General features: G+C 71.8%; 23 protein-coding genes. 16 read left to right on the forward strand and 7 right to left on the reverse strand.

The features are described 5' to 3' along the window. Window positions 1–97 precede the first annotated feature (97 nt). The gene (locus tag ACQP10_RS26240) at window positions 98–2,275 is read right to left on the reverse strand and encodes a hypothetical protein (protein ID WP_346022857.1); all 2,178 of its coding nucleotides are present in this window, start codon (window positions 2,273–2,275) and stop codon (window positions 98–100) included. Window positions 2,276–2,900: 625 nt separating this feature from the next. On the opposite strand from ACQP10_RS26240, the gene ACQP10_RS26245 reads away from it, so the two are divergent. From ACQP10_RS26245 to ACQP10_RS26265, 5 genes are all read left to right on the forward strand, one after another. Continuing rightward, window positions 2,901–4,055: a glycosyltransferase family 4 protein gene (locus ACQP10_RS26245; RefSeq protein WP_346022858.1), complete on the forward strand. Its 1,155-nt coding sequence runs from the start codon at window positions 2,901–2,903 to the stop codon at window positions 4,053–4,055. Then, the gene (locus ACQP10_RS26250) at window positions 4,052–4,999 is read left to right on the forward strand and encodes an NAD-dependent epimerase/dehydratase family protein (protein WP_346022859.1); all 948 of its coding nucleotides are present in this window, start codon (window positions 4,052–4,054) and stop codon (window positions 4,997–4,999) included. The genes ACQP10_RS26245 and ACQP10_RS26250 overlap by 4 nt, the downstream gene beginning before the upstream one ends. Window positions 5,000–5,072: 73 nt before the next feature. After that, complete coding sequence (locus ACQP10_RS26255; protein ID WP_433539918.1) at window positions 5,073–6,062, forward strand: NAD-dependent epimerase/dehydratase family protein; 990 nt, start codon at window positions 5,073–5,075, stop codon at window positions 6,060–6,062. Beyond that, window positions 6,059–7,099, forward strand: a complete 1,041-nt coding sequence (locus ACQP10_RS26260; RefSeq protein WP_346022861.1) for a glycosyltransferase family 4 protein — start codon at window positions 6,059–6,061, stop codon at window positions 7,097–7,099. The genes ACQP10_RS26255 and ACQP10_RS26260 overlap by 4 nt, the downstream gene beginning before the upstream one ends. A 4-nt stretch (window positions 7,100–7,103) precedes the next feature. After that, window positions 7,104–8,486: a polysaccharide biosynthesis tyrosine autokinase gene (locus ACQP10_RS26265; protein ID WP_433539919.1), complete on the forward strand. Its 1,383-nt coding sequence runs from the start codon at window positions 7,104–7,106 to the stop codon at window positions 8,484–8,486. Here ACQP10_RS26265 and ACQP10_RS26270 read toward each other — a convergent pair. The 3 genes from ACQP10_RS26270 to ACQP10_RS26280 are packed head-to-tail and all read right to left on the reverse strand — an operon-like array spanning window position 8,464 to window position 11,392. Then, window positions 8,464–9,045: a hypothetical protein gene (locus tag ACQP10_RS26270; protein ID WP_433541944.1), complete on the reverse strand. Its 582-nt coding sequence runs from the start codon at window positions 9,043–9,045 to the stop codon at window positions 8,464–8,466. The two genes, ACQP10_RS26265 and ACQP10_RS26270, sit on opposite strands and share 23 nt — an antisense overlap. A 27-nt stretch (window positions 9,046–9,072) precedes the next feature. Next, a complete protein-coding gene (locus ACQP10_RS26275) occupies window positions 9,073–10,806 on the reverse strand; it encodes a DUF4012 domain-containing protein (protein WP_399499289.1) in 1,734 nt (577 codons plus the stop codon). A 22-nt stretch (window positions 10,807–10,828) separates the two neighbouring features. Further along, window positions 10,829–11,392: a hypothetical protein gene (locus ACQP10_RS26280; protein ID WP_399499290.1), complete on the reverse strand. Its 564-nt coding sequence runs from the start codon at window positions 11,390–11,392 to the stop codon at window positions 10,829–10,831. Between the two features lie 261 nt (window positions 11,393–11,653). Between ACQP10_RS26280 and ACQP10_RS26285 the strand changes: the two genes are divergently transcribed. Further along, entirely contained in the window at window positions 11,654–12,406 is a 753-nt protein-coding gene (locus tag ACQP10_RS26285; RefSeq protein ID WP_346022865.1) for an SDR family NAD(P)-dependent oxidoreductase, read from the forward strand. Between the two features lie 184 nt (window positions 12,407–12,590). On the opposite strand, the gene ACQP10_RS26290 is transcribed toward ACQP10_RS26285, so the two are convergent. After that, window positions 12,591–13,811, reverse strand: a complete 1,221-nt coding sequence (locus ACQP10_RS26290; RefSeq protein ID WP_346022866.1) for an ABC transporter ATP-binding protein — start codon at window positions 13,809–13,811, stop codon at window positions 12,591–12,593. Window positions 13,812–13,988: 177 nt separating this feature from the next. Here ACQP10_RS26290 and ACQP10_RS26295 point away from each other — a divergent pair, with 177 nt between their 5' ends. Then, window positions 13,989–14,987 carry a LacI family DNA-binding transcriptional regulator gene (locus tag ACQP10_RS26295; RefSeq protein ID WP_399499291.1) on the forward strand — a complete coding sequence of 333 codons (999 nt, stop codon included), beginning with the start codon at window positions 13,989–13,991 and terminating at the stop codon, window positions 14,985–14,987. On the opposite strand, the gene ACQP10_RS26300 is transcribed toward ACQP10_RS26295, so the two are convergent. Next, window positions 14,959–15,444 (reverse strand): glutathione peroxidase, encoded by a 486-nt coding sequence (locus tag ACQP10_RS26300; RefSeq protein ID WP_399499292.1) that lies wholly within the window; start codon window positions 15,442–15,444, stop codon window positions 14,959–14,961. The two genes, ACQP10_RS26295 and ACQP10_RS26300, sit on opposite strands and share 29 nt — an antisense overlap. 230 nt (window positions 15,445–15,674) lie before the next feature. Between ACQP10_RS26300 and ACQP10_RS26305 the strand changes: the two genes are divergently transcribed. Together ACQP10_RS26305 and ACQP10_RS26310 are read left to right on the forward strand one after the other, a co-directional pair. Further along, entirely contained in the window at window positions 15,675–16,088 is a 414-nt protein-coding gene (locus ACQP10_RS26305; protein WP_386148420.1) for a transglycosylase SLT domain-containing protein, read from the forward strand. Window positions 16,089–16,410: 322 nt separating this feature from the next. Then, entirely contained in the window at window positions 16,411–16,905 is a 495-nt protein-coding gene (locus ACQP10_RS26310; protein ID WP_346022869.1) for a lytic transglycosylase domain-containing protein, read from the forward strand. 224 nt (window positions 16,906–17,129) lie between these two features. On the opposite strand, the gene ACQP10_RS26315 is transcribed toward ACQP10_RS26310, so the two are convergent. Next, window positions 17,130–17,768, reverse strand: a complete 639-nt coding sequence (locus tag ACQP10_RS26315) for a TetR/AcrR family transcriptional regulator C-terminal domain-containing protein (protein ID WP_389996718.1) — start codon at window positions 17,766–17,768, stop codon at window positions 17,130–17,132. Window positions 17,769–17,891: 123 nt separating this feature from the next. Between ACQP10_RS26315 and ACQP10_RS26320 the strand changes: the two genes are divergently transcribed. The 7 genes from ACQP10_RS26320 to cydC all read left to right on the forward strand — a co-directional run bounded on the left by ACQP10_RS26320 (window position 17,892) and on the right by cydC (window position 25,907). Then, entirely contained in the window at window positions 17,892–19,004 is a 1,113-nt protein-coding gene (locus ACQP10_RS26320) for a ferritin-like domain-containing protein (RefSeq protein WP_179827220.1), read from the forward strand. Between the two features lie 229 nt (window positions 19,005–19,233). Further along, the gene (locus tag ACQP10_RS26325) at window positions 19,234–19,410 is read left to right on the forward strand and encodes a hypothetical protein (RefSeq protein ID WP_399499293.1); all 177 of its coding nucleotides are present in this window, start codon (window positions 19,234–19,236) and stop codon (window positions 19,408–19,410) included. Between the two features lie 159 nt (window positions 19,411–19,569). Further along, window positions 19,570–20,589, forward strand: coding sequence for an ABC transporter substrate-binding protein (locus ACQP10_RS26330; RefSeq protein ID WP_433539920.1), 1,020 nt, complete (start codon window positions 19,570–19,572; stop codon window positions 20,587–20,589). After that, entirely contained in the window at window positions 20,586–21,695 is a 1,110-nt protein-coding gene (locus ACQP10_RS26335) for a FecCD family ABC transporter permease (RefSeq protein ID WP_399499294.1), read from the forward strand. Before ACQP10_RS26330 ends, ACQP10_RS26335 begins: the two co-directional genes overlap by 4 nt. After that, window positions 21,692–22,435, forward strand: a complete 744-nt coding sequence (locus ACQP10_RS26340) for an ABC transporter ATP-binding protein (RefSeq protein ID WP_346022874.1) — start codon at window positions 21,692–21,694, stop codon at window positions 22,433–22,435. The genes ACQP10_RS26335 and ACQP10_RS26340 overlap by 4 nt, the downstream gene beginning before the upstream one ends. Next, window positions 22,432–24,150, forward strand: a complete 1,719-nt coding sequence (locus ACQP10_RS26345) for an ABC transporter ATP-binding protein (protein ID WP_433539921.1) — start codon at window positions 22,432–22,434, stop codon at window positions 24,148–24,150. The genes ACQP10_RS26340 and ACQP10_RS26345 overlap by 4 nt, the downstream gene beginning before the upstream one ends. Beyond that, the gene (gene cydC / locus ACQP10_RS26350; protein WP_433539922.1) at window positions 24,147–25,907 is read left to right on the forward strand and encodes a thiol reductant ABC exporter subunit CydC; all 1,761 of its coding nucleotides are present in this window, start codon (window positions 24,147–24,149) and stop codon (window positions 25,905–25,907) included. Before ACQP10_RS26345 ends, cydC begins: the two co-directional genes overlap by 4 nt. The last annotated feature ends 35 nt before the right edge of the window (window positions 25,908–25,942 follow it).

Consider the following 25,942-nt stretch of genomic DNA (forward strand, 5'->3'; position numbering starts at 1 on the left):
GTCAGGTTCCACGCCGTCCCGCGGCCGCGGAGGAGTGGCGCACCGCCCCGGGCGCCGTCCATGTCCCCCGCCGAGTCCCCCGCGGACGCCGGGACGGTCACGCGCCGGAGCCGTCCGGCAGCGAGTAGACGGCGTAGCCGCCGGAACGGAACCGGAGCCGCGCGAAGTCCCCGATCCGGGACCCCGGGTCCAGGCGGCTCTCGTCCGCGAAGAGCCAGCGCACTCCGTAACGGTCGCGCAGTGACCGGATCGCGGCCTCCGACGGGGTCCGGAAGGCCGCGTCGTTCGACCGGATCCGGTCGGCGTCCCAGAACGGGAGGTTCTGGAAGCGCTGCCCCGGGTGCCAGCGGCTCAGGTTGGTCGTCGTGTACGCCCATCCCTCGACCAGCACGCGCCGTTCGGTCAGTGCGCTCACCCAGAAGTGGCGGCTGTCGCACGGGCTCTCGTACCCCCAGCGGCAGTGCGCGTTGGTGGCGACCAGGTCGTCCGGGTCCGAGTGGTCGCGCAGCCACCGCCCCGCGGTCAGGGCGCCCGGCGGGACCGCGCTGACCGGCACCCAGCGGCCCGCCTGCCGGTCGACGCCCTCCGCGCCGCCGGCGGTGGAGAGCGCGCGGGTGCCCCAGGCGGCGGGCATGCCCGCGGCGGAGACCGCGAAGATCACGAAAGCCCAGATGTGGACTCCGCGCCGTCCCATGGCGAACAGGACCGCCACCGCGAGGGCGGCGGCGACCAGCAGCGCGAGGTAGGGCCGGTACAGGGCGGTGTCCGGCTGGCCGGAGGCCAGGGGAACCCGGACGCCGCAGAGGACACGGATCAGCCAGGCGGCCGACAGCCCGGCGGCGACCGCGGCGGCCACCCGCCAGGGGGACGTCCGCGCCCGTCTCCCGATCACGACGAGACCGTAGGCGGCGACGGCCGTCAGGTAGGGGTAGGCCCCGCCGAGGAAGTAGACCTGGCTCATGGAGCAGTGCCCGAACACGAACAGCACGCCGAGCCCGGCGGCGCCCATGCCGAGCATGAGGACCACTCCCGGCTCGGCGAGCGTGCGCCGCCTGCCCAGCAGCCCCAGGACCCCGCACCAGATGACGGCCCAGCACAGGAGGTACAGGAGCGCGACGCCCAGCACCGAGGTCCACGCCGGCTCGGCGGTCTCCTCCATGCCGGTCAGCTCGCGCCAGGTGACGCGCATCAGGGCGAAGGGGTCGACCACCATTCCCTGCCGTGCCTGGCCGAACAGCACGAAGCCGGCGTAGAGGGAGCACACCGCGGTCATCCCCAGCGCGGCGAGCGTGGGCCAGGGCGGCCGGCGCCGCCTGATCGCCTCGACCGTGCCCGCCGCCACCAGTCCCGCGGCGAGCAGGGGAAGGTATATGGCCTTGGCCCCCATGACGGCCACGAGGAAGAGGCCCAGCAGCAGCCACCTGCCGGCGCCCCGCCGCCGGCGCCCCAGGAGGTCGAGCAGGAGAAGGACGACCGGGGCGAACAGCAGTGCCCCGAACGTCTGGGACGGGCTCGTCCACGACTGGACCTTCCAGGTGAACACCCCGACGCTCGGGCCGAGGTAGAGGTCGGGGGCCGTCACGAAGAACGTTCCCGTGACGGTCAGCAGGGCCCCGGCCCACGAACCCGTGACACGCCTGCCGATCATCCCCAGGATGACCGCGAGCGCGGCCAGCATGGGCAGCATGGCCAGCCGGAACAGCAGCACCAGCGGCTCCGTCCCGGTCACCCAGCTCGCCGCCGCGAGGTGGGCGTAGACGAACCAGTGGTAGAGGAGGGGTTCCCCGGCGACCATCGGCGCCGTGGGCGGCATGTGGTGCTTCGCCTCGCCGATGAGGGCCAGGTGGAACGGCAGGTCGGTGTTGGACCCGCCGATCCGCGGCCAGGTGAGGCCGTACTTGAAGAAGGTGAGGGCGCTCCAGGCGAGCAGGGACGCGAGGATCAGCGAGAGGGACCACGACCACCAGAGCGGCGTACGGATCCGGGGCGCGCCGGTCCAGTGTCTCCGCAGCCGGGGGACCGCGAGGAAGACCGCGTAGGTGACGACCGGCCACGCCAGGACGAGCAGCGGCGCGCCCAGGGAGCGGGCGGCGATGTAGGCGGGCACCTCCACGGCGTAGCCGAGCGTCACGCCCAGGGCGATCTCCTCCGCCGCCGTACGGCGGCCTCTGTACAGCGCCCGGAGCAGCAGTACCCCGGGAAGCGCGAGACACAGCGCGATATAGACCCCGAAGAACACGATGTCCCGTACGGAGACTCCGTAAATCCACAGCACGGCCACCGTGCAGGCGGTCAGCAGTACGGCCGGCAGAAACGCCGGAACCCGCCCCGGCGTCCGGCGCCATGGAGAACGCCGCTTTTCCGGAGGAGTCCCGCTCGTTCGGGCTTCTTCCAGCGGTTCGCGCGGCGCGGACGTGAAACCCTGAGGCGGCGAAGCGTTGACCATGGGGGCAATCCTCGCGGTCCGCCCTTGTCCGGAGCGTCGGGAACACTCGCGCACGGAATGTCCTTGCCACTCCTTTATGCGGAGCCGCCGGTCCGGCCCTCGCCGGGGGCGGGGCCGTCGAACCGGCCGGCCACCTGCCGGAAAGACCGGGGTGCGGCCTCCGCGGCGGGCCCGTGCCCGATCGGCCGGGACGGACAGGGCAATACACATGAAGCGCAAGAAAGACCTGGAAAGAATCAATAAATAGCTATGCCCCTTTTTTCGCCCTTCGCATGCTTTGCAGGGAAAGGCTAAGAGCTAACCGTCCTGATCATGCACAGGTAGGGAATGTGGAAACTTTTCGTCGCCAGCGCGACACGAGCGGCGAACGGATCAAACATCGAGCTAGCTTCTTCGGGTGACCCAGGTCCATCACCGAGGAGCCCGCATGAAGCCGGACGCTCGAATTCGTGTCATGGAAATCATCGCGCGCATGAATGTCGGCGGCCCGGCCACCCAGGTCGTGGGACTTTGCGAGCGGCTGAACTCCGAGGAGTTCGACCACCGCCTCTACACCGGCCACACCGACGGCGGCGAGAGCGACCATCTCCGGCTGCGGGACGTGGCGGTGCCGGTGCACCAGGTTCCGGGCCTGGGCCGGTCCATCAGGCCGTCCGACGACTACCACGCGCTGGTCCACCTGGTCAGGGCCATGCGGGAGTTCCGCCCGCACATCGTGCACACCCGGACGGCCAAGGCCGGCGCCCTCGGGCGCGCCGCCGCCGGCCTGGCACGCGTGGGCTCGGCCCGGGTGCACGTGTTCCACGGCCACCTCCTGCACGGCTACTTCTCCCCCGCCCGGCGCCGCCTCTACGTGCAGGCGGAACGGTTCCTGGCGCCCATGTCCGACCGGCTGGTGACCGTCGGGGACCGGGTCCGCGACGACCTGCTCGCCGCCGGGATCGGCCGGCCGGAGCAGTACACCGTGATCCCGCCGGGAGTACGGCTGGGGCCGGTCCCCGCCCGTGAGGCCGCCCGCGACGCCCTGGGGCTCCCGCCGGACGCGCCCGTCGTCGCGTACGTGGGCCGGCTCACCCGGGTGAAACGGCCCGACCGCTTCCTCGCCGTGGCCGGCGAGGTGCTCCGGAGCCTCCCCGACTGCCGGTTCGTCGTCTGCGGGGGCGGCGAGCTCAGAAAGGACGTCGAACAGGACATCGGGCCCATGCGGGACTCCGTCCGCCTCCTGGGATGGAGGAGGGACGTGGAGACGGTCTACGCCGCGGCCGACGTGGTCCTGCTGACCTCCGACAACGAGGGCACGCCGCTGAGCCTCATCGAGGCGGGGATGGCGGCGACCCCCGTCGTCTCCACCCGCGTGGGGAGCGTCGACGAGGTCGTCCGGGACGGGCACACCGGCCTGCTGGCCACGACCGACGCCGGCGAACTGGCCGCGCACACCGTCCGGCTGCTCTCCGACCGGGCGCTCGCGCACCGGATGGGCGAGTCGGCCCGCCGGTGGACGACGGCCTCGTTCGGGGTGGAGCGCCTGGTCGCGGACACCGAAGCCCTTTACCGGTCGCTGCGCGGCGCGTCCCGGTACCGCCATACCTCGAAGGGGACGAACAGATGAGAATCCTGGTCACGGGCGGCGCCGGCTTCATCGGCGCGAACACATGCCGGGCGTTCACCGCCCGGCCGGAGGTCGAACGCGTCACGGTGCTGGACGACCTGAGCAGCGGAGACCTCGCCAACCTGGACGGCGTCGGGGTGGAGTTCGTGAAGGGCAGCATCCTGGACCGGGACCTCCTGGCCGACCTCGCCGCCGACGCCACCACGGTGATCCATCTGGCCGCGCGGCCCTCGGTGCCCCGGTCCCTGACCGATCCCGTGGCCTCGCACACCGTCAACGCCACGGGCACCCTCAACGTCCTGGAGGCGTGCCGGGAGACGGCACCACAGGTGATCCTCGCCTCGTCGTCCTCGGTGTACGGGAACCGGCCGGAGCCGTACAAGCACGAGGACCTCCCCACCCGGCCGCTCAGCCCGTACGGCGCGAGCAAGCTCGCCGCCGAGGCCTACGCCCTGGCGTACGCGGAAAGCTACGGCCTGCCGGTCCTGCCGTTCCGGTTCTTCAACGTCTACGGCCCCATGCAGGCCGCGGACCACGCCTACGCGGCCGTCATCCCGGCGTTCGTCTCCGCGGCCCTGCGCGGCCGTCCGGTGCCGATCCACGGTGACGGGAACCAGGCGCGGGACTTCACCTACGTGGGGTCGGTGACCGACGTCCTCGTCGACGCGGCCGTCCGCCGGGTCACGAGCCGGAGGCCGGTGAACCTCGCCTTCGGGACCCGGGTCTCCCTGCTGTACCTGAGGCGGCTCCTCTCCGAGGTCCTGGACAGGCCGATCGAGGCGGACTTCCTGCCGCCCAGGACGGGCGACATCCGGGAGTCCCAGGCCTCCCCCGACCTGCTGCGCGACCTGTTCCCCGATGTGCGGCCGTTGCCGCTCGAAGACGGGCTCCGCATGACGGCGGCCTGGTTCGATCCGGCGGCGGTCCCGCCCACCGGGGCATGACCCGGCGCACGCACCCGATCCACCCTTCTCCCCCCGGCCATAGAAACATCTCCAGCGCGTAATAGGGGAAGCCGTGAGCAAGCTAACAGGGAGCACCTATCTGATAACGGGCGGCAGCGGGTTCGTGGGATCGCATCTCACCGACGCGCTGCTCGCCCGCGGTGACTCCGTCATGATCCTGGACAACCTGTCGACCGGACGGCTGGACAACCTCCGGGCGCATCCCCGCCTGCACTTCGTGCAGGGGTCGGTGCTGGACGAACTCGTGGTCGACGAGCTGGTCCACCGCTGCGACGTCGTGGTCCACCTGGCGGCCGCGGTCGGCGTCAAGCTGATCGTCGAGCAGCCGCTGAGATGCCTGACGACGAACATCCGCGGCTCGGAGAACGTCATCGAGGCCGCGCACCGGTACCGGAAAAAGATCATGATCACCAGCACGAGCGAGATCTACGGCAAGAACTCCGGCGGGCCGCTCCACGAGCTCTCCGACCGCATCCTGGGCAGCCCGGCGGTGGTCAGATGGGCCTACAGCACGGCCAAGGCCGTCGACGAGATCCTGGCCAACGCCTACCACAGGGAGCGCGACCTCCCGACGGTCGTCGTCAGGCTGTTCAACACGGTGGGGCCGCGGCAGAGCCCGGCCTACGGCATGGTCATCCCCCGCCTCGTCAGGCAGGCGCTCAGCGGGGCGCCGCTCACGGTCTTCGGCGACGGCACCCAGACCAGGTGCTTCGCCCACGTCAAGGACGTGGTCGACGCGCTGCTCCGGCTCCTCGACCACGAGGACGCGATCGGCCAGACCTTCAACGTCGGCACCAGCGACGAGGTGAGCATCCTGGAACTCGCCAAGATGATCATCGAGCTCACCGGGACCACGTCCGGGATCGACCTCATCCCGTACGCCGAGGCGTACGAGGCGGGCTTCGAGGACATGGCACGCCGGGTCCCCGACACCACGAAGCTCCGCGCGCTCACCGGGTGGGTGCCCCGGCTGTCGCTGGACGACATCCTCGCGGACACCGTCGCCGAGGCCCGCGCCGATCTGGCGGCGTCGCCGCGGTGAACGGCGTCACCGTCCTCGGCGCCGGGATTGCGGCCTTCCTGCTGACCGCCGTGTCCACCCGGCCGCTGGGGCGTCTCGCACTGCGCTGGGGCATCACCGACCACCCGGGGGGCTACAAGACGCACGAGCGGCCGATCCCCTACCTGGGCGGCGTGGCGATCATGCTGGGCACGATCGTCCCGTTCGCCGCCGTGGTGGGCCTGGACGACGTCCGGGTCATCGCGATCGTGCTCGCGGCCGCCGCCGTGGCGTTCCTGGGCCTGGTCGACGACTTCTCGCCGCTCTCCCTGCTCATCCGGCTGGCCGTCGAGGTGGTGGCCGCCACCGGGGTCGTGGTGGGCGGGGTTCAGGCGTCGCTGACCGAGTCGTGGGCGGACGGGCCGCTCACCGTGCTGTGGATCGTCGTGATCACCAACTCGTTCAACCTGCTCGACAACATGGACGGCGCCCTCGGCGCCATCTCGGCGGCCGGTGCGGCCTGCCTGGCGGGGACGGCCTTCGTGTGCGCCCAACCGGCGGCCGGGGTGCTGCTGGTGACCCTGGCCCTGGCCAGCCTGGGATTCCTGCCGCACAACTGGGCGCCGGCGAAGGTGTTCATGGGGGACTCCGGATCGTTGTTCATCGGATTCGTCTTCGCCTGCTCATCCGCCCTGCTGGTCACCGGGAAGGGGACGGGCGCGGTGATAGCGGGCCTGCTGCTGTCGACCTTCGTCGCGACCGTCGACACCGGGGTCGTGCTCCTGTCACGCCAGCTGGCCGGCCGCCCGCTGCTTCAGGGCGGCAACGACCACATGTCCCACCGCCTGCGCCGGATCGGCCTCGGCACGAGGGCGACGGCCGCCGTCCTCGCCCTCATGGCGGCTCTCACCGGCGTGCTCGGCCTGGCGACGGCCCTGAACTGGATCTCGCCGCTCACCGTGGCCGTCGCCGCCGTCGGGGCCGTCCTCATCCTCATCGGCCTGCCGCAACGAGTGCGGGTCTACTCCTCCGACCGGGCGCGCAGCCGCCCGGCGACCATCCTGGAAAGGCGGCGATAGACCGGTGGAACTGCTCTACTACGTACGGCTCGCACGCAGGAACTGGCTGCCCATCCTGCTGGCACTGGTCATCGCGGTCCCCGCGGCGCTCGCCGTGACCGCGAACACCCCGCCCAAGTACACGGCGACGATCTCCATGATGGTCTACAGCGAGGACCGGGAGGGCAGTCTCTCCACCGCCTACCAGGCGGGGATGCTGTCCCAGCAGCGGGTGCAGTCGTACGCCCGGCTGCTGACCAGCCGCCGCATGCTCGGCAGGATCGCCGAAGGCGGTGACGTCCGGCGCCTCCAGGAGAACATCACCGCGGAGTCCATCCCCGCCACGGTGCTCATCCGGGCCACGGTCGCCGACACCGATCCCGCGCGCGCCGCGCGGCTGGCCAACGCCCTGGGAACCGGCTTCCCCAAGCTGATCAGCGAGATCGAGCGGCCGATCTCCCCCGGGCGTCCCGTCGTCAGGGTGACCATGGTGGACCCGGCGGACGTCCCCACGGAGCCGGTCAGCCCCAGGCCGCTGGTCAATCTGGCGCTCGCCCTGGTGGCCGCGCTGTTCCTCTCCGTCGGCTCGATCATCCTGCGTGACCGCCTGGACACGACCGTCAAGACACACGAGGTGCTGCGGCTGGCGTCGAAGAGCTCGATCCTCGGGACCATCGGCTACGAGCGGACCGCGCGGCGCCAGCCTCTCATCGTCCGCGAACGAGGCCGCTCGTCCAGGGCCGAGGCGTTCCGCTCGTTGCGCACCAACCTGCAGTTCATCGGCGTCGACCGGCAGCCCCGGTCACTGGTGGTCACCAGCTGCCTGCCGGGCGAGGGGAAGTCCTCGATCGCCACCAACCTGTCGATCACACTCGCGCAGGCCGGCTGGCGGGTGATCCTGGTGGACGGCGACCTGCGCCGCCCGCGCATCCCGCACTACCTCGGCATCGAGGGCGCGGTCGGCCTCACGGACGTGCTGATCGGGAAGATGGCGCTGCGGGACGTCGTCCAGACCTGGGGGGAGCCGGGCCTGTCGGTCCTGCCGAGCGGTCAGATCCCGCCCAACCCGAGCGAGCTGCTCGCCTCGCAGGCGATGCGCACGCTGCTCGGCCAGCTCATGGAGAGCCACGACATGGTGATCATCGACGCGCCGCCGCTGCTGCCCGTGACCGACGCCGCGGCGCTCGCGGCGATCTGTGACGGCGCGCTGCTCATCGCGCGGTACGGCAGGACCCGGCGGGAGCACCTCGTCCGCGCCGTGGAACTGCTGTCGTCGATCAACGCCCGCCTGGTGGGGGCCGTCCTGAACTTCGTCCCGGTCAGGAGGAGCAACTACCACGGCTACGGCTACGGTTACGGCTACGAACCCGGGGCGAACACCGAGGTCAAGACTCCCGTGGGTGTGTGAGCAACCGGAGCGGGACGGCGAGCGCCTCGGCGATCCTCCGGCTCGCCGTCCTGTGGGCCCGCCGGGAGCCGCCGTGGGGGTCGGGGATGTCGGGCCGCTCCACCGGGACCAGGCCGCGCAGGGCCCGCGCCTCGGCGACCAGTGTGTGCGCCCGCCGTACGAGGTCCCGGTGGCGGAGGACCGTCTCGGGCGGCACGGCCCGGGACAGGGCGCCGAACTCGGCGATGGTGAAGGCCCGCGTGGTGGCCGCGGGCAGCAGCTGCACCGCGCGGGCGCGGTGCTCGGAGGCGGCCGTCAGCACGAGATCGGCGGCGGCCACCAGCTCGGGGGTGAGCGGCCGGGAGGCGAAGCCGCCGGGATCACCTCCGAGCCGGACCAGCGACTCCCGCGCGCGTTCGGCCATCCGGCCCCCCGGCACGGCGTGGGTTCCCGCGCTGCTCACCCGGACCGGTGAGGCGGGCCCCAGGACCGACCTGGCCAGCCGTTCCGCCACCGGGGAGCGGCAGATGTTGCCCGTGCACACGAACAGGATGTGAAACCCGGCGTCGCCCCGCGACATCGTCACCGCTCGTACGTCCTTCCGCCGTCATGAGGCGCAGCCTCGCCGGTCCTCGGTGATCCGGGTGCGCTGCGGATGGACCAGCGGCTGCACCGGGACCACGGGAGGCTCGGCGGAGACGGGTTCGGCCAGCTCGAACTCCAGCGTCCTCGTCTGCCGGGGGGCGAACTCCACCAGGGTGGAGTAGACCGGGTGGGACCGCTCCTCGTTCCGGGTGACCGGTACGCGCTCGCCGTCGAGCCACACCGCCCTGACCTTCGTGCCGACCGCCGCGTAGAGCGACACCCATGACAGGTTGGCCCCGGGGGCGTGCCGGTCCCGCGTGGAGTCCAGGCGGTTGGTGACGTAGGAGGGCAGCTCTCCCCTCGGCACGTCGTTGGTGAGCCGGATCCGCACCTCGCTGAGGCGCAGCCCGATCCCGCCCAGACACCGTCCCAGCTCGTAGCCGACGGAGCGCTTCAGGTAGTAGTCGAGCTTGCCGCCGGCCGAGTTGTTGACCACCAGCCCGGCGAAGGGCCCCGGCCGCCGCGGCAGCACGCCGCCGACCGGCGTCGCGGCCAGGAGCCGCTGCTCGTCGTCCCGGCGGCTCCACACCTGGACCCTCCGCTCCCGCACCATCCGGGTCATGACCGGCAGCAGTCTCACCGGGTCGGTGAACGCGGTGGGCAGTCTCCGGCTGACGGCGGCGGCGATCCCGATGAGGAACCGCTTGCGCTCCGCGGGGTCGGGGTAGCGGGCGTAGGCCTGCCGCTCGGTGAGGTCGACGACGTTGGCGGCGGTCACCGCCTCGCCGCCGGGCAGGGTGACCGGGCCGATGAGTTCCAGCAGGTAGGACAGGCCGACCGGGTCGGTCGCGATGGCGCCGTCCAGCCGCAGGTGATGCCGCCGTTCCCACAGGCCGGTCCAGGCGGCCGCGGCGTAGGGGAAGTGGGGGGAGAGGTTGGAGACGGACAGCAGCCTCGTCGCGTACGGCCCGTAGTGCTCCCGGAACCGCGCTCCGTGGTCGACGACGGGGACGGGGCTCGCGATGGTTCCCGTCTGGGCGGAGAACCGGCCGACGCGGATCTCGCCCGCGTCGGCCGTCAGGATCCCGAACGCGCCGACCATGCCTCCGGTGCCCCGCGCCTCGGCGTTGGTCTGAAATGCCAGGAAGTAACGCCGCGGGCCGTGGCCGCCCAGCAGCGGGGGCAGCAGGGCGGCCGCCGTCGCCGCGTCGCCGAGGCCGTCACGCAGCCGGTCGATCTCCCGCAGGGCGGTGCTCCGCGCCCGGTCCAGTTCGTCGACTCCGGTGCCGGCCGGGGTCGCCGCCAGGCGGGCGCCCGCCCGCCCGAGCCGGGTGGCCGAGTCGTCCAGGACCGGCGCCGCCCCGTCGAGCGCCGTCAGCAGGCGTCCCGTGTCACCCGTGCGGGTCCGGGCCGTGAGGACCGCGGCGCCCGCCTGCCGCACGTCCGCCAGGACGTCGGTCAGTTCCACCGCGCTCTCGGCCAGTCCCCGCACGGTCGTCGCGATCCCCCCCACCATCGGGGCGTGCGCGATCAGCGACCAGTCCGGGCCGCCGGTGAGCCTGCCCGCCTCGGCGGCGTGCCATCGGGCCTCCCGCAGCGGCCCGGCCGTCAGCTCCAGGTCGCCCGAGGCCGCCACCGTGCGCAACCGGAGAAGCGCGTTCCTCGTCGCCTCCAGATGGTCCCGGGCGCCCAGGCCGAGATGAGCAGCCCAGCCCCCGGCGGGCACGGTGACGGCGGTGAGAGCCAGCAGGCTCATCACTGCTGTCCGGCGATGTCTCCTATCCGGCATCGGAGGATCGGCGACGCCTCACGGAGAGCAGGATGCCCGTCGCTCCCACGGCCAGCAGGCCGCCGCCCGCGGCGGCGATGAGCCCCACGGGCGCCCCGGTGAACGGCAGTTCCGCGGCCTGGTTGCTCACCTGTTTCCGCGCCTCGCATCCCGGGCCGCACCCGCCGCCCCCGCAGCCCCCGCCGCAGTCGTCGTCATCGTCATCGTCGTCGCCGTCGCCGTCGCCGCCGCCGAGTCCGCGGGTGGGATCGAATTCGTCTCCCGGCGGGACGTCGTCCGCGGCCTCCGTCGGCCTGACCAGCAGGTTCAACGGGTTCTCGTCCTCGTCCTCGTCCGCGTCCTCCGCGTCCGGGTCCCTTTCGTTGGCGTTCGCCAGCGCTTCCAGCAGCGCCGCGTCCGCCAGGTCGTCGAAGAAGTCCCCCGGCCCGAAAGGACGCGGCGGGTAAGGCTGCATCTCATGGCTGGGCGGCTGCGCCGCCGAGGCGGCGGCCACCGCGCCGGCGGTCCCTAAGACGGGCGCGCCCGCGAGGGCGGCCGCCAGCAGAATTGGCACGGCGTGTCTTCTGGTCATTCCGAATTCCCCCGTATCGTCGATCCAGGCCCCGGTTCCACCGTCGGAACACGAGCGACATGTCCCCGCAACCCGTTATATTCGCCCAGACATCACACGAACGGCGCGGCCCGCGGCGCTTGCCGAACGATCGGCGGTTGTTCTCCGTTATTTGACGGTCGGCGGGACCACCCGCCGGCTCCGGGGAGACGGCGCGCTCCGGCGGGACGGGACGCGCGGCGGCGTGATCTCTAGACTGCGTGCATGCCCACCGCACTGATCACTGGCGCGACGGCCGGCATCGGCGCCGCGTTCGCCCGCCGCCTGGCCGCCGACGGCTTCTCACTCGTCCTGGTCGCCCGCGACGAGGAGCGTCTGCGCTCCTCCGCCGAGACCCTCCACCGCCGCTACGGCGTCAAGACCGAGGCGCTGCCCGCCGACCTCGCCCTCGACGAGGGCATCGCGAAGGTCGAGGAACGGCTGCGCGAGGGGGTGGACCTGCTCGTCAACAACGCCGGCTTCGGCCACCCCGGCTCCTTCCTCGACGTGCCGGTGGCCGACGAGGTGCGGATGCTGAAGGTGCACTGCGAGGCGGTGCTGCGGCTGACACTGGCGGCGCTGCCGGGGATGCGCGAGCGCGACCGCGGCGCGGTGGTCAACGTGGCGTCGGTGGCGGCGTTCTTCACCCGCGGCACCTACAGCGCCTCCAAGGCGTGGGTGGTGAACTTCAGCGAGTCCACCGCCGCCGAGCTGACCGGAACCCGGGTGCGGGTGATGGCGCTGTGCCCGGGGTTCGTGCGCACCGAGTTCCACGACCGCGCCTCGATGGACACCTCCGGCATCCCCGGCTTCCTGTGGCTGTCGGCGGACAAGGTGGTGGCCGCGGCCATGCGCGACCTGGCCCTGGGGGCGCGGGTGAGCGTGCCCGACATCCGTTACAAGGTGATCGTCGGGGTCGGCAGGCTGATCCCCCGTGGCCTGACCGGCCAGGTCTCCCGCCGCCTCGGGCGCCGCTAGGTCCTGTTCCCCGGGGTCACGGGGCCGCCGCAGACCGGCTCCGTGACCCCGGCTTCGGCTCGTTACCCCGGCTCCGGCCCGGAGCCGGCCGGCGGACACGGAAGGGCCCGTGCCACGGGAGGGGGTCGTGGCACGGGCCCTTTCGGTTCACCGGGGATGGACGGGAGTGACCCGCCGGGGGCGGTCAGACGCGGGCGTTGGCCGGGTGCCCGATCGCCAGGCCGGAGGACGGGTCGAAGAAGTGCAGGTTGTGGGTGTCGACGACCAGCTCGATGTTCTGGCCGGGGCGGACGTGGCTGCGGGAGTTGACCCGGGCGGTCCACAGCGACTTGTCGCCCACCAGCGGCAGCGCCGCCTCCTCGTCCTCGCCCGCGTCGGCGGCGGCGACGGTGTCCTGGTGCTGGACCGGCGGGGCGTCGATGAGGAACAGCACGTTGATCTCCGAGCCCAGTTCCTCGGTGACCTCGGCGCGGACCGGCAGCCGGGCCCAGCCGCCGGCATGGCCGTTGGCGATGACGGCGTCGTCGAAGTCGGAGGGGCGGATGCCCAGGATGAGCGTCTTGCCGATGTACTGGTCCAGACCCGGCTTCTCGGTGAAGGTCTCCTGCGGCACCGGGAGGTTGAAGCCGGCGAAGGCGACCGAGGCTCCGCCGTCGCCGCGCACCAGCTCGGCGTTGACGAAGTTCATCGACGGGGAGCCCATGAAGCCCGCGACGAACAGGTTGACCGGGTTGTCGAAGAGGTTCTGCGGGGTGTCGACCTGCTGGAGCAGGCCGTCGCGCAGGACGCAGACGCGGTCGCCGAGGGTCATGGCCTCGACCTGGTCGTGGGTGACGTAGACGGTGGTCACGCCGAGCCGCTCGTGCAGGGTGTTGAGGGAGGCGCGCATGGAGACGCGGAGCTTGGCGTCCAGGTTGGACAGCGGCTCGTCCATGAGGAAGGCCTGCGGCTCGCGCACGATGGCGCGGCCCATCGCGACACGCTGGCGCTGACCGCCGGACAGGGCGGCCGGCTTGCGCTTGAGGTACTGCTCCAGGCCGAGCATCTTGGCGGCCTCGTTGACCCGCTTGGAGATCTCCGCCTTGGGCATCTTGCGGAGCTTCAGACCGAAGGCGAGGTTCTCCTCGACGGTCATGTGCGGGTAGAGCGCGTAGTTCTGGAAGACCATGGCGATGTCGCGGTCCTTCGGCGGCAGGTGGTTGACCACCCGGTCGCCGATGATGATCTCGCCGCCGCTGATGTCCTCGAGTCCGGCGATCATGCGAAGCGCGGTGGACTTGCCGCAGCCGGAGGGGCCGACCAGCACCATGAACTCGCCGTCCTTGATCTCAAGGTTGAGGCTGTTCACGGCCTTCACGCCACCCGCGTAGATCTTGTCGACGTTCCTGAGAACGATGGATGCCATCACAGTCCTTCGCGCCTCGGGCCAACCCCGCGTTCACCCGATGTGGATACGTTTTCATGCATCTCATCGGAACCGGGAATCCCTGTCAAGGGTTTGTCCCGATTTCAGCTTGTCCGGCACCCCGAAGACGCCGCTCCGCACTGGATCGAATACGGAAAACATGATGGAATCGTTTCCATGAGCATGCGTCGTACGACCATCAAGGACGTCGCCGAGGCGGCGGGGGTCGGGGTGGCCACCGTGTCGCGGGTCCTGTCCGGCGGCTCGGCCAGCCCGGAGACCAGGGAGCGGGTGCTGACGGTCGCGACCCAGCTCGACTACCGGCCCAGCGCGCTCGGCCGCAACCTGCGCCAGCGGCGCTCCGGCGGGATCGGCCTGCTGGTGCCCGACGTCACCGACAGCTTCTACGGCCGCCTGGCCGACGGCGTGCTGGCCTGCGCCCGCTCGGCCGGCGAGCCGGTGATCCTGGGCACCACCGGCGACGACCCCGAGCGCGAGGCCGAGATGGTCGGCATGCTGCTGGAGCAGGGCGTGGACCGGATGATCGCCATCCCCTCCGGGAGCGGGGAGATCTGGGAACCCACCCTGCGCACCGGGCTGACGGCGGTGTTCGCGCACCGGGTGCCGGCCGGGCGCGGCGACGTGCCCGCCGTCCTGGCCGACGACCGGGCGGGCGTGCGGACCGCGGTGGACTACCTGACGGGGCTGGGCCACCGCCGCATCGCCTACCTGGGCGGGCCGGGGCAGGAGCAGCGCGTGGCGGCCTTCCGCGAGGCGCTCGGCCCCCTGGTGGACGAGGAGCTCCTCGTCTTCGCCCGCGGCAGCCGCGACTCCGCCTACGCCGCCGCGGCCGGGCTTCTCCAGCACCGCCCCGACCTCACCGCCGTGCTCGCCGGGGGCAACCTGCTGGGCGAGGCGGCCGTGCTCGCCGCCCGGGAGCTGGACCTGCGGGTGCCCAGGGACCTGTCGTTGATCATGTTCGACGACGTCCCCTGGGCCGAGCTGTGCGCTCCCCCGCTGACCGTGATCGCCCAGCCGGCCCAGGACATCGGGTACCGGGCGGCCGAGCTGGTGCTGCGCGGGGGCGCCCGGCGCCCCCGCGGCGTGCTGCTGCCGACCGAGCTGGTCGTGCGGGGCAGCTGCGCCCCTAGAGGGACTTCTCGATCGCCGCGATGACGGCGGGGTCGCCGGGCTCGACGCGGGGCCGGAACCTCGCCAGCACCTCCCCCTCCCTGGAGACCAGGAACTTCTCGAAGTTCCACTGCACGTCCCCGGCCTCGCCGTCGGCGTCGACGGCCGTGGTCAGCGCGGCGTAGAGCGGGTGCCGATCCTCGCCGTTGACGTCGGTCTTGGCCAGCAGCGGGAAGTCCACGCCGTAGGTGGCCGAGCAGAACTCCCGGATCTCCTCCGGCCCGCCGGGCTCCTGGCCCATGAACTGGTTGCACGGCACCCCGACGACGGTCAGGCCCCGCTCGCGGTAGGCGCGCTGGAGCTCGACGAGGCCGGCGTACTGGGGGGTGAGCCCGCACCGGGAGGCCACGTTCACGACGAGCACGGGCCCGTCACCGGTCAGCTCACCGAGCGTGGTGGGGGCGTCATCGAGCGTGCGTACGGAAATATCACGAATTCTCATGATCTGCAGCTTATTCCCGCTGTCACATTCAAGAGTTATGACGCCCGCCTTGGGAAATGTGACACAGCTCATAGGCGGTGCGCTCAGCCCCTCGCCGATATCTTGATCGAACTCTAACGGATCTTTGACATGGATCTTGACTTTCCCTGTCGGCTTGGCCAGTCACGGGGGCGCTGCGGCATCGTGTCGACGTCCCCCAGCCAGACGAACCAGACGAAAGGGATATGCCTATGCCGACGCTCCGCCGTACCGGTGTCCTGCTGGCCTCCTCGGCGCTGGCCCTCAGCGCCGGGGTCGCCACCCAGTCCTCCCCCGCCCTCGCCTCGGCCACCCGCGCCTCGGCGCAGGCCAACAAGGCCATCGGCGCGTCCATGGTCGCGGCACGGGGATGGAGCAGGGCGCAGTTCGGCTGCCTGAGCCTGCTCTGGGCGAGGGAGAGCGGCTGGAACCACCGGGCCAGCAACCGCTACTCCGGCGCCTACGGAATCCCCCAGGCCCTACCCGGAGGGAAGATGGCCAGCGCCGGGCGCGACTGGCGAACCAACCCCAGGACCCAGATCAAATGGGGTCTTTCGTACATCAAGCAGCGCTATGGCACGCCGTGCGGAGCATGGACGCACTTCCGCTCCCACGGTTGGTATTGATCCAAACCCCATCCCGGGCTGATCTTCATCTCTTCCCCCCGCATAGCGGAACGGCGGCCGGCAAGAAAGCCGTCGCCGAACCGCCCGGGTACCGACAAGAACCCGCAAACATCCTTCCTCCGCGCGCCGCAGTCGGCGACCGGCGCTCTCCGCGCGTACTAGAAAGCGCCGTAGAGAGATCGCCGCGGGCCTCATGCCGGAATCGGGCCGGCGAGACCGCGCGGGCCTCCGCATCCGAGCCACGGGTGCCGGAACGTCGAGCGGCGGGGGAGCACCGTCTCCCCCGCCGCCTCCCGCACGCGGCCGGCGAAGAAGGACTGATGTGGACAGTTATCGCGTTCTGCGTAACGCAGTTGTGACCATGCTCGCCACCTCCACCATGGTGGGCCCGGCGGCTATCGGGTGGGCCGAGGAGCTCGCGGAACCCGTCCTGCGGAAGCAGGCCGGGGCGATGATGCACCGCGGCACCTGGTTCACCCGGGCCAAGCCCGTCAGGGTCGCCGCGAGGACCGCCAGCAGCAGGAACAGGGCGATCGCCTTCCGCCTGCTGGCCCGGCGCGCGTGGTCCTACGACCAGTTCCGATGTCTCGACAGCCTGTGGACCCGGGAGAGCGGCTGGAACCACCAGGCCCACAACCCCTCCTCGGGCGCCTACGGCATTCCCCAGGCCCTGCCGGGCTCGAAGATGAGCGGCAGCGGCGGGGACTGGCGGTCGAACCCCGCCACCCAGATCCACTGGGGGCTGCACTACATCAAGAGCCGTTACGGGACACCGTGCGGCGCGTGGGGTCACTTCCAGGCGAGCAACTGGTACTGACGCGCGGCGCGGAGTGCCCAGGGGAAGGGAGCACTCCCGCCGGCGGCGGACCGGAAGACCGCAGAAAGGACCGTCCGGCCCGGCGGACCCACCCGAACCGCCGGAGCCGTCCGGACCACCGGGACCGTACGGACCGCCGGAACCACCCGGACCGGCGGGATCGTACGGACACCGGAGCCGGGCCACCGGCGCCCGGGGCTCACGAGGCCCCGGGCGTCACCCCGTCAGCCGTACGGCTTCAGCTGCACGGCGATGGCCTGGATGAGCATCTCCAGGCCGAACTCGAACTCCGCCTCGTGGTCGCAGTCGGCCAGCGGCCCGGCCAATCCGCTGACCTGTGGGAACAGCAGCGGATCGGCGTCGGCCACCGCGATGTCGGGGCGGTGGACCGGGGCGAACGTCGGGGTCACGCCGACCTCGCGCAGCAGCGAGCCCACGATGTAGGCGATGAACACCCGCAGGACGCGCACGGCCTCCCGCCCGCCGAACCCGGCGTCGCGCAGCGTGGACAGAGCCCGCTCCACCGGCAGCAGCCCGGCGGTCGAGCTCAGCTGGCGGCTGACCACCACCATGGTGCAGCGCGGGTAGTGGTGGGCGATCTGCCGGAACGCCCGCGCCTGCATCCGCACCCGGTCGGTCCACTCGGCGTCGGGGTCGTCGGTGAACTCGATCTGCGAGAGCACGGCCTCGGCCACCCCGTCCAGCAGGGCCGACTTGCTGGGCACGTGGTTGTAGAGCGACATGACGCCCACGCCCAGGTCCGCGGCGATCCTGCGCATGGACACGGCGTCGGCGCCCTCGCGCTCGATCAGGTCGATGGCGGCGGCGACGATGCGCGGGCGGGACAGCGGCTCGGCGGGCATGGCGTCATTGTCTCCTCTCCTGGCGCGCGTCCGTCTCCTGGCACGCGCGTCCGTCTCTTGACGCGCGCGCGGCACGGGTGCCAGTCTCGCAGTGTACGTACGGTGTACGTCCCTGGAGGCCAGATGTCGACGCACGACCTGTACGCGATCCCCGCCGAGCTTTCCACGTGGGACGTCGAGGCGGCCGGAGCCGCCCGCTTCACGTGGGAGTACGACGAGGGCCGGGACCGCATGCTCGCCCTCTACCAGAAGGGCAAGGACAAGCAGTGGGACTCCGTCAAGCGCATCGACTGGGACCTTGAGGTCGATCCGTACGACGTACTCGGCGTCCCCGACAACACCATCGCCATCTACGGCACACCGCTGTGGGACAGGATGGACGAGAAGCAGCGCAAGGACGTCCGCCTGCACAACGCCTCCTGGCAGTTCTCCCAGTTCCTGCACGGCGAGCAGGGCGCGATGATCTGCTCGGCGCGGATCGTGGAGTCGGTCCCCGACCTCGACTCCAAGTTCTACGCCGCCACCCAGACCATGGACGAGGCCCGGCACGCCGAGACCTACGCCCGCTTCCTGCAGGAGAAGGTCGGGCACGCCTACCCCATCAACCCCCACCTGAAGGCGCTGCTGGACAGCACGCTGAGCGACTCGCGCTGGGACATGCCCTACCTCGGCATGCAGGTGCTCATCGAGGGCCTGGCGCTGGCGGCCTTCGGGGTGATGCGCGACATCACCACCAAGCCGCTGCCCAAGCAGATCCTCGCCTACGTGATGCAGGACGAGGCCCGGCACGTGGCCTTCGGCCGGATGGCGCTGCGCGACTACTACCGCCAGCTCAGCGAGACCGAGCTGCGCGAGCGCGAGGACTTCGTCATCGAGGGCTGCTACCTCATGCGCGACCGGCTGCGCGGCCGGGAGACGTGGGAGACCATCGGCCTGAACAAGGCCGAGGTCGCCCAGGCCATGGAGGCCGTCGACCAGTCGGAGTACATGAGGCTGTTCCGCTCCCTGCTGTTCAGCCGCATCGTCCCCTGCGTCAAGGACATCGGCCTGTGGAGCCCGCGCCTGCAGCAGGCCTACGCCGACATGGGGGTCCTGGACATGGCGGGCCAGAACCTGGACGCGCTCATGAGGCAGGACGAGGACATCGCCGAGCGGCTCGACGCCGAACGGTTCGCCGCCGAGGAGACCGAGCGCCGCGACGAGGTGGCCGAGACGGTGGCCCTCGGCGGCTCCTGACCGCCGCTCCCCGCCGGCCGGCGCCCTCCCGCCCGGCCGGCCTCCTCCCCGCCCGGCGGCGCCGTACGGCGGGCGGGACCCGGACGGCGCCGCACGGTGGGCGGCTCCCGGGTTCTGTTCCGTGGATCATTGAACGCTGAGCGCGGCCCGCGCACGGGCCTTCGATCCCCGCGCCGCGCGCGGACCGACCACTGAGATCCTCCTGGCCATCGACGGGCGCGGCCCGCCGATGGCCTTTGTGCTCGGCGGCGGAGACATCAACGACCGCGCCCGGTTCACCGCCGTGCTGGAGGCCGTCCCGGCGCCGCGAGCCGGCCAGGATCTGCGGACCGGCATCGAGAATCCCAAGGAGCGCCCCGCCCGCGCCGAGTGGGCCGAGGCTCGTCTCCAGCCGTCGCCGCCCTAATGCCACTTGCTGGCAATTGCAACTTATGTGCAGAATGTGGTGCTTTCACGCATGTTGATCGTTCGACCCTGAACCTCCGGAGACTCACCACATGAGCCGCCCGCCCCGCATCACCCCGACCGTTGGCGACGACACGCCGCTGAAGGCGGTACCCCGATCATGAGAAGGCTGCTCGTCCTGGTGGCGGCTCTGACGCTGACCGCCTGCTCATCGGCTCCCGCCGCTCGGGAGACCGGCCGGGAGGCCGGGCAGGCGGCGGCTCCGCAGGCCGGTTTCCCGGTCACGGTGGAGAACTGCGGGCGCAAGCTCACGTTCGACAAGCCACCCGCCAAGGTGGTCACCGGCTACCACCCCGCCCTGGAGACCCTGCTCGCCCTCGGCCTGGGCGACCGAATCGCCGGGCGCACGAACTTCTCCGAGAGCCCGTTCCTGCCGGGGCAAAAGGAGCAGTACGTCAAGATCCCGGAGATCTCCGACACGATCATGCTGCCGCAGAAGGAGGTCATGCTCGCCCAGGGCGCGGACTTCGTCCTGGACAACGCGATGGCCGGCTTCGACGCCGCCGGCGGCTACGCCACCGTAGAGGAACTCGACGCGGCCGGCTCCCCGGTGTACATCCTGGGCGGCTGGTGCAGCCCCGAGGAGGTGCTCGAGTTCACCATCGACGACACCTACGCCGACCTGCGCAACCTCGGCTCGATCTTCGGTGTCCCCGACCGTGCCGACGCGCTGATCAGCGAACTTCGGGGCAGGCTCGCCGACGTCACGAAGCGCGTCGCCGGCCGTACCCCGGTCAAGGTGCTGGCCGCCGACGGCGGCAGGGGCCCGGTCAACGCCTACGGCGGCGCGGGCATCACCGACCAGATGATCACCGCCGCCGGCGGGACGAACGTGCTGGCCGACGTCAAAGGCGACTACACCGAGGTCAGCGCCGAGAAAGTCAGCGCGGCCCAACCCGAGGCCGTCCTGATCAGCGACTACGCCACCCTGCGCGGCGAGGACATGCCGAGCTCGCCGGCCAAGGCCGCCGAGGTCTTCGCCATCGCCAGGAACAGCCCGGCCGCCAAGGACCAGCGCTACCTCGCGCTTCCGGTGGCGGCCCAGCACCCCGGCTACCGCAACATCCTGGCCATCGCCGACATCGCCCGCTTCCTGCACCCCGACGCGTTCACCCGGTGACCAGCGCAACCCGGCAGAGCCCGGCACAGACCGGGCTCGTACCGAAGAACCGCCGCGCGAACGGGTTCCTCCTGCTCATCGCCGCGCTCGCCGTCGCCGTCGTCGCCTCGACCTGGCTGGCGGTGAGCATCGGCGCGGTGCACGTCGCTCTGCCCCAAGCCTGGGGCATCGTCGCCGACCGCCTCCTCCCCGGCGTCCTGACCGACGGGGCGCCGCGCACCTGGACCCCGGCGCAGGAGCAGATCGTGTGGGAGTTCCGGCTGCCACGCGCGCTACTGGCGCTCCTGGTCGGGGCCGGGCTGGCGGTGGTCGGGGCGGTGCTGCAGGCCCTGGTACGCAACCCGCTGGCAGACCCGTTCCTGCTCGGCATCTCCTCCGGCGCCTCGTTCGGCGCGGTGCTCGTGCTGATCCTGGGCGCCTCGGTGCTGGGCGGGCTCTCACTGTCGGCCGCGGCCTTCGCCGGATCCCTGCTGTCGCTCGCCCTGGTGTACGTGCTGGCGCAGCGGTCCGGCCGCCTGTCCCCGTCCCGGCTCGTGCTGGCCGGGGTGGCGCTGGCGTACCTGTTCCAGGCCGCCTACAGCTTCGTCCTGCAGCTGGCGCAGAGCGGCCGGGCCGCCCAGCAGGTGCTGTTCTGGCTGATGGGCAGCCTCGGCGGCGCCCGCTGGCACATGCTGCCGCTGCCCGCCGTCGTCCTCGCCGCCGGGGTGACGTACCTGCTGCTGCAGCACCGCCCACTGAACGCGCTCGCCGCCGGAGAGGAGACGGCCGTCTCGCTCGGCGTGAACGTGCACCGCTTCCGCCTGACCCTGTTCGTGCTGACCTCGCTGCTGGTCGGCGTGCTGGTGGCCACCAGCGGCGCGATCGCGTTCGTCGGCCTGATCGTGCCGCACGCCGCCCGGCTGCTCGTGGGCGCCGACCACCGCCGCGTGCTGCCCGTCGCCGCTCTGCTCGGAGCCGTGTTCCTGCAGCTCGTGGACATCGCCGCGCGCACCGTCAACGCGCCGCAGGAACTGGCGCTCAGCATCGTCACCGCCCTGTTCGGCGTGCCGTTCTTCCTGTGGCTGCTGCGCCGCCGCTCCGTGGACCGGGCGGTGAGCGTCACGTGAAGCTCGACCTGCGCGGCGTGTCCGTCGCGCTCGACGGCCACCCGATCGTGCACGAGGCCGACCTGCTGGTGGACGACGGCGAGTTCGTCGGCCTGGTCGGGCCGAACGGCTGCGGCAAGTCCACCCTGCTCCGTTCGATCTACCGGGCGCTGCGCCCCGCCGCCGGGCTCATCGCCGTGGACGGTGACGACGTGCACCGGCTGCCCGCCCGCCAGGCCGCCCGGCGCACCGCCGTGGTCGCCCAGGAGACCCCGGCCGACCTCGACTTCACGGTGGCCGAGATCGTCTTCATGGGCCGCACCCCGTACAAGGCCGACGCCGCCGCCGACGAGGAGCTGTGCGCGCGGGCTCTGGAACGCGTCGGCCTGGCCGGCGCCGCCGAACGGATCTTCGCCACCCTGTCCGGCGGGGAGAAACAACGCGTCCTCCTCGCCCGCGCCCTGGCCCAGCAGACCCGTCTGCTCCTGCTGGACGAGCCCACCTCCCACCTCGACATCCGCCACCAGCTGGAGATCCTGCATTTGGTGCGCGAGCTGGGCATCGCCACCCTGGCCGTGCTGCACGACCTCAACCAGGCCGCCGCCTTCTGCGACCGCCTCTATGTGATGAACGCCGGCCGCATCGTGGCCGGCGGACCACCCGACCGGGTCCTCACCCCGGACCTGATCTGTCAGGTGTACGGCGTGCGCGCCGTACACCGCACCCAGCTCGTCTTCGAGCGGATCAAGGAGGAGCGGTGATCCCCCGGCTGCTGGCCCTGTCGCCGTCCGTCCGGTGGCGCCTGGCGGGGCTCGTGCTGTTACTGCTGTCCATCACGGCCACCTACGTCGGCCAGGGCGTGCTCGTCGCCCAGGCCCTGTCCCGCGTCTTCGCCGGGCACGGCGCAGGCTCGATCGCCTGGCTCGTCGCCGTGGTCGTCGCCCTGCAGCTCGTCCGCAGCGCAGCGCTGGCCGTGCGCGAGCCTGTCGCGCTGCGCGCCTCGGGCGCCGTCAAGGCCGAGCTGCGCCACCGCCTGACCGCCAAGCTGCTGCGGCTCGGCCCCGCCCACGCCCAGCGCGGACGCACCGGCTCCGCGCAGACCGCTCTTGTGGACGGCATCGAGACCGCCGACGCCTACATCAGCAGATTCCTGCCCCAGGTGATCGCCGCCGTCCTCGGCGCGGTCGCGGTGACCGCGTATCTGTTCGTCCTGGACCCGCTGGTCGGCGCCGTCGTCCTGGCCTGCGCGCTGCTCATGACGGTGCTGCCACTGGTGTCGGACCGCGTGCTGCGGGACCGCAACGCGGCCTGGTTCCGCGGCTACAAGGGCCTGTACGCCGAGAACCTGGACGCGCTGCAGGGCATGGCCACTCTCAAGGCGTTCAACGCCAGTGGCCGCCGCGGCACCGAGCTGGCCCGCCTGGCCGAGCGGTTCTGCCGCGACTCGATCCGGCTCATGGCCATCGTCGTCGGCTACGTCGGCGGTGTGGCGTTCATCATCGGCCTGGGCACCGCCGTGGCGCTCGGCACCGGGGCGCTGCGGCTGGCCGCCGGCGAGCTGATCGTCACCGAACTGCTGCTCATTCTGCTGCTCACCGCCGAGAGCTTCCGGCCGCTGAAGGAGCTGGAGGCGGCCTACCACTCCAGCCACAGCGCCGTCCCCTCGCTCAAGGCCGTCTTCGAGATCCTCGACACCCCCGAACCCGCGCAGGGCACCACCCCTCTCGACCTGACGGGACCACCCTCGCTGACCTTCGACGACGTCCTGTTCAGCTACCCCGGCCGCGACCGCCCCGCCCTCGACCGTTTCACCCTCGACATCGCCCCGGGCGAACGCGTCGCCCTCGTCGGCCGCTCGGGAGCAGGCAAGACCACCGTCGCCTCCCTGCTGCTGCGCTTCTTCGACCCCGACGCGGGGCGTGTGAGCGTCAACGGCGTCGACCTCCGCGACCTGCCCCTCGACCGGCTGCGCGCCCTGGTCGCCGTGGTGTCCCAGGACACCTACCTCTTCCACGGCACCGTCCGCCGCAACCTCGCCCTCACCCGCCCCGACGCCACCGCCGACCAGCTCGAAGCCGCCGCCCGCGCCGCCCAGGCGCACGACTTCATCGCCGCCCTGCCCGACGGCTACGACACCGTCGTGGGAGAGCGCGGCCTGAAGCTGTCCGGCGGCGAACGTCAGCGCATCGCCATCGCCCGCGCCCTGCTCAAGAACGCCCCCATCCTCGTCCTCGACGAAGCCACCTCCGCCGTGGACGCCGCCAACGAGGCCGCCATCCAGCACGCGCTGGACACCCTGTCCGGCGGCCGGACCACGCTGATGATCGCCCACCGGCTGTCCACCGTCCAAGGCGCCGACCGGGTCGTCGTCATGGCCGACGGCCGCATCCAAGAGGCCGGGCCACCTGGTGAGCTCCTGGCCGGTCAGGGCGCCTACGCCCGCCTGGTCGCCGCGCAGAACGGAGCCACCCGATGACAGCCGCCACCGCCGTCGCGCCCGGCAGTCCCGGCGGGTCCCGGTTTCGGCCCATCCTGGCCCTGCTCGGTCCGCACCGGCCCCTGCTGCTGACCGCGATCGTCAGCGGCGTCGCCCACCATCTGGTCGTCCTCGCCTCCGCCGGTGTCGGCGCGTGGGTCGTCAGCCGCGCCATCACCGGAGCCGCACCCGACGACCTGCGTGGCGGCCTGATCGTTCTCGGCCTCCTCCTGCCCTTCCTGGCCCTCACCCCGTGGCTGGAGTCCTACCTCGCGCACATGGCCGCCTTCCGCGTGCTGGCCGACGTCCGCGGCCGCGTCTACGCCGCCTTCGAACGCCTCGCCCCCGGCTACCTCCTCCAACGCCGCTCCGGCGACCTCGGCGCCGCCGCCATCTCCGACGTCGAGCAGCTGGAGCTCTGGTTCGCCCACACCCTCAGCCCGCTGATCAGCGCCGTCACCGTCCCCGTCACCGCGCTGAGTGCCCTGGCCGTCTTCCATCCCGCCCTCGCCGCAGCCCTCGCGCCCGCTCTGATCCTGCTCGCCCTCCTACCCGCCTGGCTGCGCAAACGGGCCGCCGCCCAAGGCGCGAAACTGCGCGCCGAACTCGGCGAGCTCAACGCCGAAGCCGTCGACACCCTTCAGGGCCTGCGGGAGCTGCTCACCTCCGGCGCCGGAGCCCGCCAGCTCGACCGCCTCGGCGAACAGAACCGGCGGCTCCTGGAGGCCAGGCTCGCCCACGGCCGCCGCTCCGGCCTCGAACACGCCGCCACCAACGCCGCCACCACGCTCGGCATGCTCGCCGTGCTCGTCACCGCCGCCCTGCTGACCTCGGCGGGCGGCCTGCAACCGGCGTTGTTCCCCGTCGCCGTCGTCCTGGCCGCCACCACCTTCGCCCCGGTCATCGCCGTCACCGACGTGGCCCGCGACCTCAACCTCGTCATCGCCGCCGGGGACCGCATCATGACCATCCTGAACACCCCCGCCCCGGTCACCGACCGCGTCACCACCCCACCCTCCGGCCCCATCGAGCCGCACGTCCGCTTCGAGGCGGTCCGTTTCCGCTACGCCCCCGACCTGCCCGAAGCGCTCGCCGGCGGCACCTTCGACATCGCCCCCGGCGAGACCGTCGCCCTGGTCGGCCACTCCGGAGCGGGCAAATCCACCTGCGCCAGCCTCCTCATGCGCATGTGGGACGTCACCGCCGGCACGATCACCATCGGCGGCCACGACATCCGTGACTTCCCCCAGGACGATCTACGCCGCCTGATCACCCTCGTCCCCCAGGACGTCTACCTGTTCAACATCCCGCTGCGTGACAACATCCGCCTCGGCCGCCCCGAGGCCACCGACGAAGAGGTGGAGACCGCCGCCCGCGCCGCCCACGCCCACACGTTCATCACCGGCCTGCCCGACGGCTACGACACCCTGCCCGGCGAACTCGGCGCACGCCTGTCCGGCGGCCAGCGCCAGCGCATCGCCATCGCCCGCGCCCTCCTCAAGGACGCCCCCATCCTGATCATGGATGAGGCCGTCTCCAACCTCGACGCCGAGAGCGAGCAAGAGGTCGCCGCCATGACCGCGGCCCGCCGCGACCGCACCACCCTGGTCATCGCCCACCGCCTGTCCACCATCCGCACCGCCGACCGCATCGTCGTCCTGGACGACGGCCGGGTCGCCGAGATCGGCACGCACGCCGAACTCCTCGTCACCCGTGGCGCCTATACGCGACTCCTCGCCACCCAACTCGCCGGCTGATCACATCAGGCGTCACCACCCGCCACGACAAGTTC

Source organism: Streptosporangium sandarakinum (assembly GCF_050942225.1).
GTDB lineage: Bacteria > Actinomycetota > Actinomycetes > Streptosporangiales > Streptosporangiaceae > Streptosporangium > Streptosporangium nondiastaticum.